Source organism: Gandjariella thermophila (genome assembly GCF_005405885.1).
Taxonomy (GTDB): domain Bacteria; phylum Actinomycetota; class Actinomycetes; order Mycobacteriales; family Pseudonocardiaceae; genus Gandjariella; species Gandjariella thermophila.
Window position 1 is genome coordinate 169,769 of the sequence record NZ_BJFL01000007.1, and the last position, 17,879, is coordinate 187,647.

Sequence of the window (17,879 nt, forward strand, 5' to 3'; positions counted from 1 at the left end):
GACTCCAGCTCAGGCGGTCGCGGTGGCCGGAGGATTCTCCTCCAGGCCCTCGCGGGCCTCCGCCTCCTCCTGCTGGACGAACTCGGCGACCCGTTCCGAGGGCAGCGACAGCGCCACCGCCGCGTAGAAGACCGCCAGGCTGAACACGACGATCACGGCGATGTCCCAGCCGAACGGGATCGCCTTGGTGCCGTTGCCGAACTGGCCCAGGTAGCTGATCAGCGCCAAACCGGCCAGGTACGGGAAGATCCAGCTCCCGGCCTTCCAGTCGATCTTCGGCCGGTTCGGGTTCGCCTTGGTCAGGTAGGAGATGCCCAGCAGGACGAACCCGCCCACCATGCACAGCAGCAGCTTGGAGTCGGTCTTCCAGCCGCTCCAGTACACCACCAGGTTGGCGGCGACGAACCCGAGCGGGGCGAGCACCGCGCCGCCGCCCACCCGGTAGGGGCGTGCCCGGTCCGGGTCGGTGCGCCGCAGCGCGGCGAAGGCCACCGGCGCGAACGCGTACATCAGCACGTAGGCCGAGGTGACGAAGCCGACGAACTCCTGCCAGCTGGGGAACGGCAGCAGCAGCACCAGCCCCACCACGAAGGTGACGAGCACGCTGAACCACGGGATGCCGCGCTTGTTCAGCTTCTCGAAGATCGGCGGCAGGTAACCGTTGCGGCTCATCGCGTAGCTCATCCTCGGGGTGGTCCCGGAGTAGACCAGCCCGGTGCCGGCCGGCGAGATGAACGCGTCGATGTAGAGGATCACCGCCAGCCAGGACAGCCCGAGGCTGGTCGCCAGGCCGGCGTACGGCCCGAACTCGCCCTTGGAGATCGGGTTGCTCCAACCGTGCGCGAGGTTGGCCGGGTCGAGCGCGCCGATGAAGGCGAACTCCAGCAGCAGGTAGACCAGCGTGCCGATGACCATCGCGCCGACCACCGCCCTCGGCACGTCCTTCTTCGGGTTGCGCGACTCGCCGCCGAGCTGCACCGCCTGCTCGAAGCCGACCGCGGCGAACACCACACCGGCCGGCAGCGCGGACAGGATGCCCTTGAAGCCGTTCGGGGCGAAGCCGCCGCCCGCGGTGAAGTTCGAGGGGTGGAAGGACGTGGCGGCCAGCACCACGATAGTGAGCAGCGGGACCGCCAGCTTCCACCACACCGCCGCGGTGTTGGTCTCCGCCAGCCAGCGGACGCCCATGATGTTGATCAGCGAGAAGACGGCCATGAGCACCACGGCCACCGCGATGCCGGTGTGCGTGAGCACCGCGGTCGACGACGACTCGTTCACCAGACCGGGGATGATGTTGCTCAGGTACTGCAGCGCGGCCTCCACCTCGATCGGCGCCAGGGCCACGCCGCCGAGCCAGGCCATCCATCCCGAGGTGAACCCACCGAGCGGGCCGAACACCAGGTGCGGCCAGCGTGCGGTGCCCCCTGCCACCGGGTAGGCGGCGCCCAGCTCGGCGTGGATGAGTGCGAGCACGGCGAGGATCACGCCGGCGAGCACCCACGAGAGGATCGAGGCCGGTCCGGCCTCCTTGGCGGCTGTCAGGGCGCCGAGCAACCACCCCGAGCCGATGATCGAGCCGAGCGAGACGAACGTCAGGCTGATCAGCCCGACCTCTCGCCGTAGACGACGTGTCGGTGGTCCTTCGGCTCGTACCTGGACCATAAGTGTCGACCTCCTCTTCCCGCCCCCGGTACCCGTTCCTGCTTGCATTCCCCACAGCCCGGCCGCCGGCGCCGGGTCCCGGCGCGTCGACACGGCCGTGAGATGCGCGTCATACTCGCACGAACGGGTGAAGGTCAACCGTCGGTCTGCCCGTGACGCACCAAGCATTACCTCGAACCGGCGAATTGGCTACGCTTCGTGTTCACTTCGGGCGGTCAGCGTCGCCAATGTGCCGTTCGTGTGCTCCACGCCTCACACGACAGTGTCGGATATCCGCAGGTACTCAACAACGCGAAGCTGCTGGTTGGGTTCATCTGCCAGTTACTTTTGTAGACACTCCACAAAGTCATCGGCGTGACTTGGTCACTGGCGACATCACGCGGAGTGCCCACGACCGTGTTCAGTGAGGGGCGTGATCGCGCTGCTCGCTCCCGGACAGGGTGCCCAGTCCCCCGGCATGCTCTCCGCCTGGCTCGAACTCGACGGAGCCGAGCGACGACTGACGGCATGGTCGGAGCGCACCGGGCTGGACCTGATCCGCCTCGGCACCACCGCGGACGCCGAGGAGATCAAGGACACCGCCGTCACCCAGCCGCTCATCGTCGCGCTGACACTGCTGGCGCACGAGGAGCTGACCCGCAGAGTGGAGATCCCGGCCGGCGCCCCGGCCGCCGGCCACTCCGTGGGTGAACTGGCCGCCGCGGCCATGGCCGGCGTGCTGAGCGCGGACGACGCGGTCGCGCTGGCCGCGGTGCGTGGTGCGGAGATGGCCGCGGCCTGCGCCCTGGAGCCCACCGGCATGACCGCGGTGATGGGCGGGGACCAGGAGGAACTGCTCGCCACGCTGGCCGACCTCGGGCTCACCCCGGCCAACCGCAACGGCGCCGGGCAGACCGTGGTGGCCGGCTCGCTCGCCGCGCTGGACAAGCTGTCCGAGAACCCGCCGGCCGGCACCAAGCTGGTCCGACTGAAGGTCGCCGGGGCGTTCCACACCGGGTACATGGCGCCCGCGGAGGAGAAGCTGCGGGCGCACGCGGAGCGGATCACCGTCGCCGACCCGAACCGGCCACTGCTGTCCAACGCGGACGGTGCCGTGGTCACCACGGGATCGGAGATGCTGCGCCGGCTGGTCGCCCAGGTGACGCTGCCAGTGCGGTGGGACGCGTGCATGGCCGCCCTGCGCGAGCGGGGGGTGACCGCGACCATCGAGCTGCCCCCCGCCGGCGCGCTGAGCGGCCTGGTGAAGCGGGAACTCAGGGGCACCGCCACGCTGGCCGTGAAGACCCCGGCCGACCTGGACAAGGTCGCCGACCTGGTCGCCGAGCACGCGACCGCCGACGGAGGTGCCCGGTGAGCCGCACGATCGCGCCGCCCCGGCAGGGCGCCCCGGCCACCCGGATCATGGGGCTGGGCAGCTACCAGCCCGACCGGGTGGTCACCAACGACGAGCTGTCCCAGATCATGGACACCAGCGACCAGTGGATCCGCGACCGGGTCGGCATCATCGAGCGCCGGTTCGCCGCCCCGGACGAGACGGTCGTGGACATGGGCGTCGAGGCGGGTTCCAAGGCGCTGGCGGACGCCGGCCTCACCGCGTCCGATGTGGACACCGTGATCGTGGCCACCTGCACCATGCCCGCACCGATCCCGAACGCCGCGGCGCAGACCGCCGACCGGATCGGGATCAAGGCGGTGGGCGCCTTCGACGTGAACGCCGCGTGCGCGGGGTTCTGCTACGCCCTGGGCATGGCCTCCGACCTGGTGCGCGGCGGCACCGCGAACCGGGTCCTGGTGGTCGGCGCGGAGAAGCTGACCGACGTGGTGGACCCGGTGGACCGGTCCACCGCGATCATCTTCGCGGACGGCGCCGGCGCGGCGGTGGTCGGCCCCGCGGACACGCCGGGCATCGGCCCGGTGGCCTGGGGCAGCGCCGGCGACCTGGTGGACACCATCTACATGCGCGAGCACAAGTACATCTACCAGGAGGGCCAGTCGGTCTTCCGGTGGGCGACCACGCAGATCGCCCCGGTCGCGCTGGACGCGCTGGCGCTGGCCGGCCTCGAACCGTCCGATGTGGACGTCCTGGTGCCGCACCAGGCGAACCTGCGGATCGTGGAGGCGATCGCGAAGCGGCTGCGCGCCAAGGGAGCCCGCGAGGACATGGTGGTCGCCGACGACATCGTGTACTCGGGCAACACCTCCTCGGCGTCCATCCCCATGGCGCTGGACCACATGCGGGCCAAGGGCCAGGTACGCAGCGGCGATCTCGCCCTGCTGGTCGGGTTCGGCGCGGGCCTGTCCTACGCCGGGCAGGTCGTGCTCGTACCCTGACCCGGCCCGAATCATGGTTTTCCGGCGGGTCCCCACCCGGCCGGCCGAGCGAAGAAGGAAGGAAACCAAGTGAGCAACGAGGAGATCCTGCAGGGCCTCGCCGCCATCGTGGAGGAGGTCGCCGGCGTGGACGCCGCCGACGTCACCCCCGAGAAGGCGTTCGTCGACGACCTGGACATCGACTCGCTGTCCATGGTCGAGATCGCCGTCCAGGCGGAGGACAAGTTCGGCGTGAAGATCCCGGACGACGAGCTGGCCAACCTGAAGACGGTCAGCGACGCCGTCGACTACATCGTCAAGAACGCGTGACGCAGAACGTCGCGTGACCCGGACACCAGCACCTCTTCTCGCGGAGACGTCATGAACTCACCCGACGTCGTCGTCACCGGGCTGGGCGCGACCACCCCGCTCGCCGGGGACGTCGCGTCCACCTGGGACGCCCTGCTCGCCGGCCGTAGCGGCGTGTCCACCATCGAGGCCGACTGGGTCGACCGCTACGAGCTGCCCTCGCGGATCGCGGCGCAGCTCGCGGTCGAGCCGACCGAGGTGCTGCCTCGGGTGGAGGCCCGCCGGCTGGACCGGTGCGAACAGGTGGCCATGATCGCCGCCCGGCAGGCGTGGGCCGACGCCGGGCTGGACGAGAACGCGGTGGAGCCGGAGCGGCTGGCCGTGGTGATCGGCACCGGGATCGGCGGCGCGCTGACCCTGCTGACCCAGGACGACCTCCTGGAGACGCAGGGGCTGCGCAAGGTCTCCCCGCTGACCGTGCCGATGCTCATGCCGAACGGCCCGGCCGCGCACGTCGGCCTGCACTTCAAGGCCAAGGCCGGCGTGCACGCACCGGTCTCCGCGTGCGCCTCCGGGGCGGAGGCGCTGGCCTGGGCGTGGCGCATGCTCAAGACGGGTGAGGCGGACGTGGTGATCGCTGGTGGCGCCGAGGCGTGCATCACCTCGATCACCATGGCCGGCTTCACCCAGGCCCGCACCATGAGCACGCGCAATGACGAGCCGGAGAAGGCGTCCCGGCCGTGGGACGTGGACCGGGACGGCTTCGTGCTCGGCGAGGGCGCCGGGGTGATGGTGCTGGAACGCGCCGAGTTCGCCGCCGCCCGCGGCGCCCGGACCTACGGCAGGCTGGCCGGCATCGGCACCAGCGCCGACGCCTACCACATCACCGGGCCGGACCCGGAGGGCGTCGGTCAGGCCAGGGCGATCAGGGCTGCCCTGCGCAGCGGCGGGATCGACCCGGCCGACGTGGGCCACGTCAACGCGCACGCCACCTCCACCCAGGCCGGTGACGTGACCGAGACCGTGGCCGTACGCAACGCCATCGGCGACCACCCGGTGCTCACCGCGCCGAAGAGCGCGATCGGGCACCTGCTCGGCGCCGCGGGCGCGGTGGAGGCGATCATCACGCTGCTCTCCGTGCGGGACAGCCTGATCCCGCCCACGCTCAACCTGGAGAACCTCGACCCGGGCGTGCAGCTTGACGTGGTGGTCGGCGAACCACGCAAGGTCAGGCTGGACGCGGCGGTCTCCGACTCGTTCGGTTTCGGCGGGCACAACGTCGCGCTCGCGTTCACCCCAGCCTGATCCCATCGAACCGGGGGTGGGGCGGACTCTCCGTCCCACCGCGGTTCCGGCTGCCCTTCGTCGCCAGCGAGGAGCTGACAATGACCGCTCTGGCCACGCCTCTCCAGACCCAGGAGACCGGCAGCGACCTCGACCCCCGTGACCCGGAGGTCCGGCTCGCCCAGTTGCTCGACGCCGACTCGCTGGTCCCGTTGCGGCCCAGGGACTCGAGCGGCGTCTACGCGGTGCGCGGGCGCATCGACGGTGCCCGCGTCGTCGCCTACTGCACCGACGCCACCAAGATGGGCGGTGCGATGGGTGCCGAGGGCTGCCGGCACATCGTGGACGCCATCGACACCGCGGTGCGCGAGCGCTGCCCGGTGATCGGGCTGTGGCACTGCGGCGGTGCCCGGCTGGCCGAGGGTGTCGAGTCGCTGGACGCGGTCGGCCAGGTGTTCGCCGCGATGATCCGCGCCTCCGGCCGGGTGCCGCAGATCTCGGTGATCCTCGGCCCGGCCGCCGGCGGCGCGGCGTACGGCCCGGCGCTCACCGACGTGGTGGTCATGGCGCCGGCCGGCCGGATCTTCGTCACCGGGCCGGATGTGGTGCGCAGCGTGACCGGCGAGCAGGTGGACATGGAGGCGCTGGGCGGGCCGAGCGCGCACGGCAAGCGGTCCGGCGTGGTGCACGTGATCGCGGACAGCGAGGACGACGCCTACACCCGGGCGCGCCGGATCACCGGGCTGTTCGCCCGGCCCGGCCTGTTCGACCTGCACGCCGTGCGGGACGGCGAGGACCTCGGCGCGCTGCTGCCGGACCGGCCGCAGCGGGCCTACGACGTCAAGCCGCTGCTGCGGCACCTGCTGGACACCGAGCAGGGCCCGGACGGCACGCAGGTCAGCATGTTCGAGGAACTGCAGGCCAAGTGGGCGCCGAACATCGTGATCGGGCTGGGCCGGCTCGGCGGCCGCACCGTCGGCGTGATCGCGAACAACCCGCTGCGCCTCGGCGGCTGCCTGGACTCACTGTCCGCCGAGAAGGCGGCCCGCTTCGTCCGGATGTGCGACTCGTTCGGCGTGCCGCTGCTGGTGGTCGTGGACGTGCCGGGGTACCTGCCCGGCGTCGGCCAGGAGTGGGACGGCGTGGTGCGCCGCGGCGCCAAGCTGCTGCACGCCTTCTCCGAGGCCGTGGTGCCCCGGGTCACCCTGGTCACCCGCAAGGCCTACGGCGGAGCCTACATCGCGATGAACTCCCGCTCGCTGGGCGCCACCACGGTGTTCGCCTGGCCGACCGCGGAGGTCGCGGTGATGGGTGCCAAGGCGGCGGTGGGCATCCTGCACCGCAAGAAGCTCGCCGCCGCGCCTGACGAGGAGCGGGAGGCCCTGCAGGCCAAGCTGATCGAGGAGCACGAGCGGATCGCCGGCGGGGTGAACCGCGCCATGACCATCGGCGTGGTGGACGAGGTGATCGACCCGAAGGAGACCCGCCGCCGGCTCGCCGAGGCGCTGGCCGCCGCGCCCGCCGGCCGCGGCGCGCACGGCAACATCCCCCTGTAGTTTCCTTTCGCCCGGTTCCCGGTGCCGGGGCACGGTGCCGGGGCACGGTTATTGTCCGGTGCGGTCCAGGAGTTCCCGCAGCGCGCGGACCAGGTGGTCGTGGCCGGCCCGGGTGAGCGTGACCCACCCGTTCCGGCGCAGGTGCATGACTCGGGCGGCGCGGGTGTCGTGGAAGCCGACCACCTCGGCGGCCCGGCGGCGCCGACCGAAGCCGTCCGTGACCGTAACGCCGAACTGCCCCTGCCATCCGGTCCCCTCGGCGAGGCGCGCGACCGCGTGCGCGGTGGCCGGCCGCTCCCCCAGCCGCAACAACTCGTCGGCCAGCGCCAGCGGGTCCGCACCGCCGGCGGCGGCGAGCGCCGCGTCCAGCACGTCGGCCGGCACCCGCACCGCGTCCACCGGGCACGACGGCGGCGGCAGCTCGGGCAGGCAGGCCACCACCTCGCCGAGCACCGCGCCGGACGGGACCGACCGGACGTGTACGGAGCACTCGGCGTCGTCGAGCACCGCGAGCGCACCCACCCGGCCGGCCTGCGCGCCCAGTGCCCGCACCGGCCGGTCCAGGGCCAGCCAGGCGTCCACCGCCCACGAGTACCGGCACAGCGTGGCGAGCAGGCCGGCGAGGTCGGGATGCATCCCCTGGCCGTCCGCCAACCCGCGCGCCCGGAGTCCACTGCGGACTTCCTCGAGAAGGCGCCGGCGTTCCTCGACGGTGCCACCCGGGCTGGGCAGGTCGAGCACGTGCGGTAACTCGCCGAGGCCGAGTACGTCCCAGCACGCCTCGAACTCCGTGGTGCTGAGCCGGATCGGCGCGCCCTGGCCGATCGCCGCCCTGCTCACGGCACCTCCCCTCCTCACGGCTTCGCGCGCACCGCGACCGCGTCGGCGAGGCTCCGCCCCGCCACCCCGGTCGCGGGCCTGACGGCATGGCGCGCGCCGCGCCCACCCGGAGCGTCGCGGTTCGACGCCCGCATCAACCCGCCTCCTCCGCGAGCCCACGCGCCCGCGATCCCGCCGGCACCGGGCTACCCATCCGCCGGGTCCTCGCCGATCACCGGCGGCGCCAGCCGCGGCACGTCGGCCACGTAGTACACGTCGGTGGGCACCGTGTAGCGGCCGGTGTGCTCGCCGTCCCGCTCTCCCCTGCCGCGGCCGCCGGCCACGCCGGAACCGTCCGGTGCGGTGGTGGCCGCGCGGGTGGCGCGTGCCTCCGCCTCCTCCTCGTTCAGCGGGCCGAGCCCGGCGGCCGCGCCGGCACTCCGGGTGCCAGCGTGCGGCCCGCTCTCGTCGAGCAGTTCCCGCAGCGAGCCTCCGCCGATGCCGCGGCCGCTGCCCCGCATGCCGTCGCTCAGCGTGGCCCCACCGGCCAGCACCCCGGCACCCAGCCCGAGGCCGCCGGCAACCAGGTCGGTGCCGTGTGACCGGTCATCCGCGCGGTGGTCGGCGTGGTCGTGCCGGTGGTCCGGTGGCTCCGGGTGCGGCTGCTGGGATACCGGCGGCTGGGGCGGCGGCGCAGCCGCGCTCGACGGATGCGTGGCGGCGGTCACCGTGATCGGCGGCGGCTGCGGCAGTGCGGGCATCGCGTCGGCGTGCGCCCTGCTACTCGACTCGTACGCGTACAGAGCACTGTTGGCCGCCGCGTCGGCCTGCCGGTACGCCTCCACCTTGAGCTGGGCGTCGTGCTGCACGCCGAACACGCCGAGCGTGGCGGCGTCGAAGAGCGTCCGCCCGCCGTCCCGCATCGCGCCGCCGGCGCCGTCGCAGCATCCCGGCGGCTGCGGCACCCTCGACCGGATGTCCCCGACCACCTCGGCCTGACGCTCCACTGTGGACCCCGCCTGGGATGCCGTGCCGCCGGAGTCACCGGCCCACGCCGCGGCCGCCACCATCTGCGCTGCGGCCTGCTCGGCGGTGGCGCCCTGCCACTCGCCGCCCAGTTGCCGGACGGCGTCCCGGAGGGACCGCGCGGAGGCGGCCAGGTCCCCGCCCAGCGCGGCGAGCGCGGAACGCACCTTCTCCAGTTCGGCGGCCCCCGCGCCCTGCCGCATCCAGCCGTGCTTGTCCGCCAACGAATGGCCCTCGAACCGGTGGTACCCGACGGACGGCTCACCCATGGCGGACCCCGCCCGCTGCCGCGGCCGGCACTGGCCGGCGCAGCGCCTGGACGATGTCCTCGTCGGTGTAGCCGTAGCTCCTGGCCGCCGCCGTCAGGTGCGCCGCCGTCCGGTACAGCTCGTCGACGTACTGGCCGGCGCGGTTGGCGTAGGAGTCCGCGCTCTCGACCAGTTTCCAGTTCAGGACGTCGGCCATCGCCCTGCTGACCGGGTCGCCGAGGGCGGGTCGGCTGGTCAGCTCCTCCCGGCGCGCGGCCACTCGGCCGGACATCCGGTCGGCCTCGTCCTGGAACAGCTTGGCGATCCGCAGCACGTTGTCCCGGTTGACGGTGACCGTCGCGCCGCCGGTAGCCCCTTCCGCGTTCCCCCGCGGGGTCGGGGCGCCGGCCGTGGCGGGCGGGATCGGGCTGACGCCTGCGTTGACGGTGGACGAGCACGTGCCGCCTGGGTCGGCCGGTGCCGACATGATGGACCCCCTCGGACGCTCACCGGACGCTGCCTCACCGTAGCAAGACGCATTCACCCCGTGGGGCGGTTCCACCCATTCATGATCAACACGTGCGGTTTCGCGCTTACCCGGGCGGCGTCAGCACTTCTCCATCTGGGTGGTGCTCTGCTCCCGGGCGAAGTCAATCTTGAACCCGCCGCTCGCCCGGACCAGGGAGTAGACGAGGTGCCACCGGATGCAGCTCTCGCGCAGGTTCTCGGGGGCCTTCTTCGGGTCCTGGGTGCTCATGAAGCTCACCAGCACGCGGAGGTTGCCGCCCGGTGCCGGGTCGATGCGCTGCACGACGATGCTGCCGTCCCTGGTGGACTCGTTCTTGGCCAGCCAACTCGACTCGGAGTCGATCCAGTTCAGTCCGAACGGGCTGATCGTGCTGCGCCACTGGTTGTAGTTGTGCTGGTTGGTGGCGTCGAAGAAACGCTGGAACAACTCGCGCACCGGGTCCCGGTCGGGATGTGCGGCGGCATCCGCGGTGAGCCGCACGACCGGGTCACCGGGCTGCTCGGTGGCCGGCATGGAACTGACACTGGTCGGACCCACCATCGGCACCGGCTCAGCGGCCGGCCGCTGGTAGACCTGGCGGGCGAGCAGGCCGGCGCCCGCGGAGGCGAGCACGACCAGCAGCACGACCGGAACCAGCCAGCGCAACGGCGACCGCCCACGGGCACGGGTCGACGCGGTCACCAGCCGAGCGTATCCGACCGGTACCGCGAACCCGCGGGACCGGACGTGCTCAGCCGACCCGGTGTAGCCACGTCACCGGCGCCCCGTCGCCGGCCCGCCGGTACGGCTCCAGCGCGTCGTCCCACGCCGCGCCGAGCAGCTCGTCGATGCGGTGCGCGAAGGACTCCCCTCCCCGGCTGGACGCCGCGACCGCGCGCAACTGGTCCTCGCCCACGACGATGTCACCGTTGGCGCTGACCCGGGCGCGCCACAGGCCGAGGCCGGGGACGAAGCAGAACCGCTCCCCGTCCACGCCGTGACTCGGATCCTCGGTCACCTCGAACCGGAGCATGGGCCACGCCCGGAGCGCGGCCGCCAACCGCGCACCGGATCCCGGTTCGCCCGACCACGCGCACTCCGCCCGCAACTGCCCGGGCGCAGCGGGCTGCGCGGACCAGCGAAGGTCCACTCGGACACCCAAGGTGCCCGAGATCGCCCACTCGACGTGCGGACAGACCGCAGACGGCGACGAGTGGACATACACCACACCACTGGTGTTGCCACGGGTACTCACTGCTGACCTCCGCTGCTCGACGAGGGACGTCTTCCCCTACGACCTCTTCGAGCGAGCTTCAGATCATCAGCCGATCACCGATGCGCCATTCTGCCCCGGCGGACACTCCGTCCGCCATATGAAGTCGGTCGAACCTCCGCCGAGATCACCCATGCGGGTCGGCCACCGGTCACCAGGGCAACTTCTGGTCCGCCGGCACGTCCCTGCTTTGTTATGGATACGGTTTGCCCGGCGCTGTGGGGTTCGGGCACCGGCCCGAGCGGAGTGCGGGAGGTGCGGCCGTGCGTCTGGTCCGGCTCGGGGAACCGCCATCCGAGGTGAGCGCGGACATCCGGGCGGCACTGGCGACGTGGGGCGGGGGCAACGCGGTGCAGGGCGGGCTGGGACTGCTGGGCGTCCAGCCGCCGGACTGCCCGCCGGTGGACGCGATCGTGGTGCTGCCGCGCGGCGTGCTGGTGGTGGTGGGCGTCGACCTGCCCGACCCGGCGGTCCGGCTGGAGGCGCCGCTGGACGACCGCTGGGCCATCGACGGGTGGCCGCTCACCCGGCAGGACGGCGTGGTGAACCCGGCGGCCGAGGCGCTGCAGGCCAGTGCCGCGGTGGCCGCCCGGCTGCAGGCCATGCGGGCCGAGCCGCTGCCGGTGAGCACGGTGATCGCGGTGGGCCCCTACGTCGCCCAGGTCATGCAGCCCTCGGCCGACCTGCACCGGGGCGTGCGGGTGCTGCACCCCTCCTCCACCACCCTGCTGGCCGCCGCCCGGGAACTGGCCACCTGCGACCGGCCGTGCCCGGCGGACGCGGCGCTGCAGGTGGTCGCCGCGCTGGGCGTGGACCCGGCCACGGTGGGCGATCCGCTCGCCGAGGGCTTCCCGGACGCCGCCGCCTCGCCGCTGGCCACCGCGAGCACCATGCTCATCCCCCGGGTGCCGGCCAAGCCGACCGCGCCGTACCCGACCGCGCCGCCGGCGTCCCACCCGGTGCCGCCGGTGCCACCGACCCCGCCGGCGCCGCCGGCCCGGCGGGGCAACCCGCGCCGGTTGGCCTTCCTCGCCGTCGCGGTGATCGCGCTGCTGCTGCTCGCCGGGGTGGTGGTCGCGGTGAGTTCGGCGCACGGCGCGGACGGCTCCGCCCCGGTGCCGGTGCGCGCCGTGGTCGGCGGCACCACGTTCACCAGGCAGGACCTGGCGCGTGACCCGGACTGCGCCGCGCACGCCTACGGCGACCTGCGGGTCTGGCTGGGCCAGCACCCGTGCACCGAGATGCGCCGCGCCCTGTACGGGACCACCGCGGCCAACCGGAGCGTCTCGGTCGCGGTGTCCGTGGTGGACTTCGCGGACGCCGGGACCGCGCAGGCCTTCCAGCAGGCCGCCGACGCCACCGGCGCCGGCGGGATCAGCGACCTGGTGCGGGAGGGTCGCCGCCCGCGCGACGCCGCCGCGTCCTTCGACAACGCCGCCTACGCCAGCGAGCGGGAGGCCACCGAGGTGCGGCTGGCGCTGGCGGTGTGGACGGAGGGCGGCAGCCGGCCGGACGACGCCACCCTGCGCCAGCTCGCCACGCAGGCGCTACAGCTGCCCGCCCCGTCCTGAACCGCCGCTCTCGGAAAGGGCGCCGGAGGCCCGCAGCCGCGCCACGTCCTCGGCACCGAGCCCCGCCCACCGCAGCACCGCCTCGGTGTGCTCGCCGACCTCGGGGATCGGATCCATCCGGGGCTGCCAGCCGTCCGCCACGATGGGCGGGAGCAGCGCCCGCAGCGGGCCGCCCGGCGAGTCCACCGTGCCGATCCGGTCCCGGGCGACGAGCTGCGGGTGCCGGTCCAGCGAGCCGACGTCGTTCATCGACGCGTAGGCGATCCGCGCCTGCTCCAGCAGCCGCACCAGCTCGTCGCCGGACAGCCCGACGAGCCGCTCGTCGACGACCGCGTGCAGCTCGGCGCGGTGCGCCACGCGCTGGGCGTTGGTGGCGAATCGCGGATCGTCGGCCAGTTCCGGCTTGCCGAGCACGGCGCCGCAGAACCGGTGCCACTCCGGGTCGTTCTGCACGGCGAGCAGCACCGACCGCCCGTCGCCCGCGGTGAACGGCCCGTACGGGGCGATGGTGGCGTGCGCGGCGCCGGTGCGCTCCGGCGGCCGGCCGCCGTAGGCGGCGTAGTAGAACGGGTAACCCATCCACTCGGCGAGAGCGTCCAACATGGACACCTCGACCGCGCGGCCGGAGCCGGTGCGTTCCCGCTCCAGCAGCGCGGCCAGCACCCCGGAGAACGCGTACATGCCGGCGGCGATGTCGGCCACCGCGATGCCCGCCTTGGCCGGCTCGTCCGGGGTTCCGGTGATCGCCGGCAGCCCGGCCTCCGCCTGCACCAGCAGGTCGTACGCCTTGCGGTCGGCGTAGGGGCCGCCGCGGCCGTAGCCGGAGACCTCGCACGTGATCAGCCGCGGCCGGGTGGCCCGCACGGTCGCCGGGTCCAGCCCGAGCCGGGCGGCCGCGCCGGGCGCCAGGTTCTGCACGAACACGTCCGCCCGGTCCAGCAGGCGGGCGAGCACGGGGCCGGCCTCGGGGTGCTTGAGGTCCAGCGCCACCGACTCCTTGGCGCGGTTGAGCCAGACGAAGTGACTGGACTGGCCGCGCACCGTCCGGTCGTAGCCGCGGGCGAAGTCGCCCCGGCGCGGCCGCTCGATCTTGATCACGCGCGCGCCGAGATCGGCGAGCTGCCGGGTGGCGAACGGCGCGGCGACGGCCTGCTCCACGGAAACGACCACCACCCCGGCCAGCGGCAGCGCCATATCGCCCTCCCTTCGTCCGGCCTCCGAAGGTAAGGCATCACCGCGGCCGGCGGCCGTCAGCCCGGTTCGCCGCGGCGCTTGCGGTACACCACCCAGCCGAAGTCGACCACGGCGATCGCCGCCAGCACGGCGAGCACCACCGCCAGCCACACCGCGTTGATGGTCGCCGCGAGCACCGCCGCCCCGGTGCAGAACACGAAACCGAAGCCGGCCAGCCACAACCGCAGCGTCAGCGCGCTGCGGGCCGGCGGCGCCCCACCGAAACCGGCCGTGGGGTCGTGGTAATCGTCCAGGCCGCGCGCGTAGTCCTCGCGGCTGAGCTTCCTGCCTCGCCGCATACCGGCCTCCTTTTCCGCGGCTTTGCGCGCCCCGCGACCGGGTCTGCAGGGCTCCGCCCCGCCACCCCGGTCGCGGACCTGACGGCGGGGCACGCGCGGTGGTCACCTCGGGTGCCGCGACGTGCCACCCGCCTACCCGACAGGGATCACCGGCATGCCTCACGCTACCGCGCATCACCGGCGAAACGGGCGTGCGCCCGGGTGCGGCGCGGCGCATTTCGGCGGCCGCGTCGGGGGCCCGGGCGGGTCCGGTACACCATGGACCGCACGCGCTGCGGGAGGAGGGTGACGTGGAGCAGAACGGGTGGGAGGCCGGCACGGAGATGCCGGCGTGGCGGCGGCGGACCCGCGGAGAGCACCGCTGGCCGGTGGCACTGGCCATCGTGGTGGCCGTCGCGCTGCAACTGCCGCTACCGGACCGCGTGGTCTTCGGGCCGCGCTGGCTTCTGCCCGGCCTCAGCCTGTTGCTGGTCGTGGTGCTGATGGCGATGAATCCGGGCCGGATCGGCCGGCGCGGCGGGCCGGAACGGCTGCTCGGGCTGGGCGTGGTCACCGTACTGAGCATCGGCAACGGTCTGTCCGGCGCGCTGCTGGTGCACCGGCTGCTGACCGGCACCGCGGGCCAGGACGCGGGCACGCTGCTGGTCACGGGCGCGGCGATCTACCTGACCAACATCATCGCGTTCTCGCTGTGGTACTGGGAATGGGACCGGGGCGGGCCGGCGGCGCGGGCCGCGGGCGTGCGTCAGGACGCGGACTTCCTGTTCCCGCAGATGACCACGCCGGAGGTGGCACCACCGGACTGGGAGCCCAGCTACGTCGACTACCTCTACCTGTCCTTCACCAACGCGACCGCGTTCAGCCCGACCGACGTGATGCCGCTGCGGCCGTGGGCGAAGCTGACGATGCTGCTGCAGTCGGCGGTGTCCCTGGCGATCGTGGTGCTGGTGGTCGCGCGGGCGGTCAACATCCTGCGGTGACGTGACTCCGCCGGAGCACGCCCCGGTCATGCCGGCCCCGGGTCGCCTGCCGTCACAGCCGTCCCACGAACGGGGCAATCTGTCCAGGTAGGCGGGCTGCCGAATGCCTACCATGGCGGGCATGAACGCAGCGGAGTCGGGCGATGACGATCAGGCGTTGCCCGGGCGCCTGCTGCGGTTCCCCAGCTTCCTGATGCTGCAACTGGTCAAGGAGGCGCGGCGGATCAGGGGCTCGCTCGGCGGTTCCCCCGCCGATGACGGGCTGCGCGCCCCGCATGTCACGGTGCTGGCCTGCCTGGCCGACTTCGGTCCGGCCGCGCAGCGCACCATCAGCGACCGGCTCGGCATCGATCCCAGCGACCTGGTGTCCCTGCTGGACGACCTGGAGCGGTCCGGCTACGCGACCCGGCGCCGGGACGAGCGGGACCGCCGGCGCTACGTGGTCGCGGTGACCGCCGCGGGCCGGCGCATCCTCCGCCGGCACCTCGGCGCCGCGGAGAAGCTCAACGACCGGCTGCTCGCGCCGCTCAGCCCGGCCGAGCGGGAACAGTTGCACGCGCTGCTGCTGCGGGTCCTCGCGCACCACGACCCGTCGCGGGTACCCGGGCGATACCGCTCGGGGTAGCGCGGGCGCCGCTTCCGGTCAGAGGTCGCCGAGGTGGTCGACGAGGCGGGTGAGTGCCGGGAGCGCGCGGCGCACCGCGGCCCGCTCGGTCGCGCCGAGCCGGGCCAGCGCGGCGCCGATCCGCCGCTCGTGCGCCTCCTGCCAGGCCGCGAGCTGCTCGTGGCCGGCCTTGGTCAATGACAGCCGGGCCACCCTGCGGTCGTGCGGATCACCGTCCCTCGCCACCAACCTGGCCTCGATCAGCTGGGTCACCAGCCCGCTCACCGTGTTCGGCGCCAGCCGCAGCAGCGCGGCCAGCTCACCGACCCGCATCGGCTCCCGCTCCTGCAACGTCTGCAGCAGCTCCACCTGCGCCATCGGCAGCGACTCCCACGGGTAGTCGGTGCGGATGCTGGCGCGCAACGCCCTGCGGAGCCGGGTGACCACCTCGGTCAGCGACCTGACGTCGGAGGAGGCAAGTTCGGGGGCCTGCTCGCCCGGGCTGTGGATGGCTCCCTCGGGCATGTGCGCATGGTACTGGCGGCCGGACCGGCGCCGCGTCTGATTCCGCTCCATCCCAGGCCGTGGAACCGATCCCAGGATTCGGCCCGGACCGGGACCCGCGCCGACGCGTCGCAGGCCGAATATGTCTGCTACCGATATAATGGGGATGGGTTCACGGGTCAGGAGGGAGGCCGATGAGCGGTGACCACGGCGGTGGGCGCACCACCGTGCTCCCGGCCGGCTTCGCCGACCGGTGGTGGGCCCCGCTGGTCACCGAGTCCGCCCGGCCCCGGCGGGTCGCCCGGTGGCCGCACGCGCACTGGCTGGCGGTCGGCACGGTCTGCTTCGGCGCCTTCATGGGCCAACTCGACGCGAGCATCGTCACGCTCACCTTTCCAGCGCTGACCGGGGCGTTCCACACCCCGCTCGGCGCGGTGGAGTGGGTGTCGCTGGGCTACCTGCTCGCCCTGGTCGCCTTGCTCACCCCGGTCGGGCGGGTGTCCGACCTGTTCGGCCGCAAGCTGGTCTACCTCCAGGGGTTTGTGGTGTTCACCGGTGCCTCCGCGCTGTGCGGGCTGGCGCCGACCCTCTCCGCGCTGGTCGGTTTCCGGGTGTTGCAGGCGGTGGGCGCGGCGATGATGCAGGCGAACAGCGTCGCCCTGGTGGCGACCAGCGTGCCCCGGCCGAGCATGCGCGCGGCGCTGGGCGTGCAGGCCGCCGCCCAGGCGCTGGGCCTCGCGCTCGGCCCCACCGTGGGCGGGCTGCTCGTCACCGGGCTGGGCTGGCAGTGGGTGTTCTGGGTGAACGTGCCGATCGGGGTCGCGGCCGTGGTCGCCGGCCGCTTCCTGCTGCCGCGCACCCGGGCGCGCACCCCGATCCGCCGGTTCGACCTGGCCGGGCTGGTACTGCTGGCCACCGCGAGCACCGCCGCCCTGCTCGCCGTGTCCGTCGCGTCCGGGCTGCCGCTGCCGCCGGCCGCGGTGGCCGCCCTGCTGGCGCTGGCCGTGGCCGCCGGGTGGGGATTGCTCCGGGTGGAGCGGCGGGCGGCGTCGCCGCTGGTCGACCTCGGCCTGCTGCGCCGCGGCGGAGTAGCCGCCGGGCTCACCGGGGCGTTGTGCGGGTACCTGGTGCTGTTCGGGCCGCTGGTGGTGGTGCCGGTGGCGCTCGTCGGGCGCGGGCTGTCCACCGCGCACGCCGGGGCCGTGCTGACCGCCCTGCCGGCCGGTTTCGCGCTGGCCGCGACGCTGGGCGGCTGCGTGCTGCCGAGGCGGTGGAGCGACGCGCGCCGCGGCCGCGCCGGTGCCGCGGTGTGCGTGCTCGCGCTGGCCGCACTGCTGGTGCTGCCGCTGCGCCCGGGGGTGCTGGCGCCACTGCTGGGCCTGCTCGGCGTCGGGCTCGGCGTGTTCACCCCGGCCAACAACGCCGCGATCATGGGACGGATCCCGGCGTCCTCGGCCGGGGTCGGCGGCGGCCTGGTCAACATGACGCGGGGGTTGGGCACCGCGCTCGGGGTGGCGTTCAGCACCCTCGCCCTGCACCTGGCACCGGCCGAGGGTCCCCGGGTGGCGGTGGCGGTGCTGGTGGCTGCCGCCCTGGTGGCGGGGGCGTCGACGCGCGCCACCCGCGCCTGCCGGGTCCGCCCCTCGGGACGGGCGCCCGGCGCGCCCTAACATCGGAGGCAACCGCCCGACCC

18 protein-coding genes are annotated in these 17,879 nt (G+C 73.6%); 9 read left to right on the forward strand and 9 right to left on the reverse strand.

Annotated features, from left to right (window positions below; all coding sequences use genetic code 11):
- Positions 1-9 precede the first annotated feature (9 nt).
- Positions 10-1,662 (reverse strand): APC family permease, encoded by a 1,653-nt coding sequence (locus tag FFT21_RS10190; protein WP_137813546.1) that lies wholly within the window; start codon positions 1,660-1,662, stop codon positions 10-12.
- 412 nt (positions 1,663-2,074) lie between these two features.
- Here FFT21_RS10190 and FFT21_RS10195 point away from each other — a divergent pair, with 412 nt between their 5' ends.
- The 5 genes from FFT21_RS10195 to FFT21_RS10215 all read left to right on the forward strand — a co-directional run bounded on the left by FFT21_RS10195 (position 2,075) and on the right by FFT21_RS10215 (position 7,121).
- Positions 2,075-3,016, forward strand: a complete 942-nt coding sequence (locus FFT21_RS10195; protein ID WP_137813547.1) for an ACP S-malonyltransferase — start codon at positions 2,075-2,077, stop codon at positions 3,014-3,016.
- A 47-nt stretch (positions 3,017-3,063) separates the two neighbouring features.
- A complete protein-coding gene (locus tag FFT21_RS10200) occupies positions 3,064-3,993 on the forward strand; it encodes a beta-ketoacyl-ACP synthase III (protein WP_137813610.1) in 930 nt (309 codons plus the stop codon).
- A 69-nt stretch (positions 3,994-4,062) separates the two neighbouring features.
- The gene (locus tag FFT21_RS10205; protein WP_137813548.1) at positions 4,063-4,302 is read left to right on the forward strand and encodes an acyl carrier protein; all 240 of its coding nucleotides are present in this window, start codon (positions 4,063-4,065) and stop codon (positions 4,300-4,302) included.
- Between the two features lie 51 nt (positions 4,303-4,353).
- Positions 4,354-5,586: a beta-ketoacyl-ACP synthase II gene (gene fabF, locus FFT21_RS10210; RefSeq protein WP_137813549.1), complete on the forward strand. Its 1,233-nt coding sequence runs from the start codon at positions 4,354-4,356 to the stop codon at positions 5,584-5,586.
- Between the two features lie 80 nt (positions 5,587-5,666).
- Positions 5,667-7,121 (forward strand): acyl-CoA carboxylase subunit beta, encoded by a 1,455-nt coding sequence (locus tag FFT21_RS10215; RefSeq protein WP_137813550.1) that lies wholly within the window; start codon positions 5,667-5,669, stop codon positions 7,119-7,121.
- A 48-nt stretch (positions 7,122-7,169) separates the two neighbouring features.
- On the opposite strand, the gene FFT21_RS10220 is transcribed toward FFT21_RS10215, so the two are convergent.
- The 5 genes from FFT21_RS10220 to FFT21_RS10240 form a co-directional block, all read right to left on the reverse strand.
- Positions 7,170-7,961, reverse strand: coding sequence for an ESX secretion-associated protein EspG (locus tag FFT21_RS10220; protein ID WP_192909462.1), 792 nt, complete (start codon positions 7,959-7,961; stop codon positions 7,170-7,172).
- 185 nt (positions 7,962-8,146) lie between these two features.
- The gene (locus FFT21_RS10225; RefSeq protein ID WP_137813552.1) at positions 8,147-9,235 is read right to left on the reverse strand and encodes a PPE domain-containing protein; all 1,089 of its coding nucleotides are present in this window, start codon (positions 9,233-9,235) and stop codon (positions 8,147-8,149) included.
- On the reverse strand, positions 9,228-9,701 hold the full coding sequence (locus FFT21_RS10230) for a PE domain-containing protein (RefSeq protein ID WP_137813553.1): 474 nt from the start codon (positions 9,699-9,701) through the stop codon (positions 9,228-9,230). The genes FFT21_RS10225 and FFT21_RS10230 overlap by 8 nt, the downstream gene beginning before the upstream one ends.
- Positions 9,702-9,821: 120 nt before the next feature.
- A complete protein-coding gene (locus FFT21_RS10235; RefSeq protein ID WP_137813554.1) occupies positions 9,822-10,424 on the reverse strand; it encodes a hypothetical protein in 603 nt (200 codons plus the stop codon).
- Between the two features lie 49 nt (positions 10,425-10,473).
- The gene (locus FFT21_RS10240) at positions 10,474-10,977 is read right to left on the reverse strand and encodes a DUF3145 domain-containing protein (RefSeq protein ID WP_137813555.1); all 504 of its coding nucleotides are present in this window, start codon (positions 10,975-10,977) and stop codon (positions 10,474-10,476) included.
- A 281-nt stretch (positions 10,978-11,258) separates the two neighbouring features.
- On the opposite strand from FFT21_RS10240, the gene FFT21_RS10245 reads away from it, so the two are divergent.
- Positions 11,259-12,566 (forward strand): hypothetical protein, encoded by a 1,308-nt coding sequence (locus FFT21_RS10245; RefSeq protein WP_137813556.1) that lies wholly within the window; start codon positions 11,259-11,261, stop codon positions 12,564-12,566.
- Here the strand turns inward: FFT21_RS10245 and FFT21_RS10250 are convergent.
- Together FFT21_RS10250 and FFT21_RS10255 are read right to left on the reverse strand one after the other, a co-directional pair.
- Positions 12,543-13,760, reverse strand: a complete 1,218-nt coding sequence (locus FFT21_RS10250) for a CaiB/BaiF CoA transferase family protein (RefSeq protein WP_137813557.1) — start codon at positions 13,758-13,760, stop codon at positions 12,543-12,545. The genes FFT21_RS10245 and FFT21_RS10250 overlap by 24 nt on opposite strands.
- A 56-nt stretch (positions 13,761-13,816) precedes the next feature.
- Positions 13,817-14,098 carry a DUF6343 family protein gene (locus tag FFT21_RS10255; RefSeq protein WP_137813558.1) on the reverse strand — a complete coding sequence of 94 codons (282 nt, stop codon included), beginning with the start codon at positions 14,096-14,098 and terminating at the stop codon, positions 13,817-13,819.
- 290 nt (positions 14,099-14,388) lie between these two features.
- On the opposite strand from FFT21_RS10255, the gene FFT21_RS10260 reads away from it, so the two are divergent.
- Together FFT21_RS10260 and FFT21_RS10265 are read left to right on the forward strand one after the other, a co-directional pair.
- Positions 14,389-15,078 carry a hypothetical protein gene (locus FFT21_RS10260; RefSeq protein WP_307722916.1) on the forward strand — a complete coding sequence of 230 codons (690 nt, stop codon included), beginning with the start codon at positions 14,389-14,391 and terminating at the stop codon, positions 15,076-15,078.
- A 121-nt stretch (positions 15,079-15,199) separates the two neighbouring features.
- Entirely contained in the window at positions 15,200-15,703 is a 504-nt protein-coding gene (locus FFT21_RS10265) for a MarR family winged helix-turn-helix transcriptional regulator (protein WP_192909463.1), read from the forward strand.
- Between the two features lie 18 nt (positions 15,704-15,721).
- Here the strand turns inward: FFT21_RS10265 and FFT21_RS10270 are convergent, their stop codons facing one another.
- Positions 15,722-16,207 carry a MarR family winged helix-turn-helix transcriptional regulator gene (locus FFT21_RS10270; protein ID WP_137813560.1) on the reverse strand — a complete coding sequence of 162 codons (486 nt, stop codon included), beginning with the start codon at positions 16,205-16,207 and terminating at the stop codon, positions 15,722-15,724.
- Positions 16,208-16,380: 173 nt separating this feature from the next.
- On the opposite strand from FFT21_RS10270, the gene FFT21_RS10275 reads away from it, so the two are divergent.
- A complete protein-coding gene (locus FFT21_RS10275; RefSeq protein ID WP_137813561.1) occupies positions 16,381-17,856 on the forward strand; it encodes an MFS transporter in 1,476 nt (491 codons plus the stop codon).
- Positions 17,857-17,879: the final 23 nt, after the last annotated feature.

Bases quoted from the DNA above. Each gene is read 5' to 3' on its own strand.
- FFT21_RS10215 (WP_137813550.1), top strand. From the start codon at position 5,667: ATGACCGCTCTGGCCACGCCTCTCCAGACCCAGGAGACCGGCAGCGAC.
- FFT21_RS10230 (WP_137813553.1), bottom strand. From the start codon at position 9,701: ATGTCGGCACCGGCCGACCCAGGCGGCACGTGCTCGTCCACCGTCAAC.
- FFT21_RS10270 (WP_137813560.1), bottom strand. From the start codon at position 16,207: ATGCCCGAGGGAGCCATCCACAGCCCGGGCGAGCAGGCCCCCGAACTT.
- FFT21_RS10200 (WP_137813610.1), top strand. From the start codon at position 3,064: ATGGGGCTGGGCAGCTACCAGCCCGACCGGGTGGTCACCAACGACGAG.
- FFT21_RS10265 (WP_192909463.1), top strand. From the start codon at position 15,200: ATGAACGCAGCGGAGTCGGGCGATGACGATCAGGCGTTGCCCGGGCGC.
- FFT21_RS10225 (WP_137813552.1), bottom strand. From the start codon at position 9,235: ATGGGTGAGCCGTCCGTCGGGTACCACCGGTTCGAGGGCCATTCGTTG.
- fabF (WP_137813549.1), top strand. From the start codon at position 4,354: ATGAACTCACCCGACGTCGTCGTCACCGGGCTGGGCGCGACCACCCCG.
- FFT21_RS10275 (WP_137813561.1), top strand. From the start codon at position 16,381: ATGAGCGGTGACCACGGCGGTGGGCGCACCACCGTGCTCCCGGCCGGC.
- FFT21_RS10250 (WP_137813557.1), bottom strand. From the start codon at position 13,760: ATGGCGCTGCCGCTGGCCGGGGTGGTGGTCGTTTCCGTGGAGCAGGCC.
- FFT21_RS10190 (WP_137813546.1), bottom strand. From the start codon at position 1,662: ATGGTCCAGGTACGAGCCGAAGGACCACCGACACGTCGTCTACGGCGA.
- FFT21_RS10255 (WP_137813558.1), bottom strand. From the start codon at position 14,098: ATGCGGCGAGGCAGGAAGCTCAGCCGCGAGGACTACGCGCGCGGCCTG.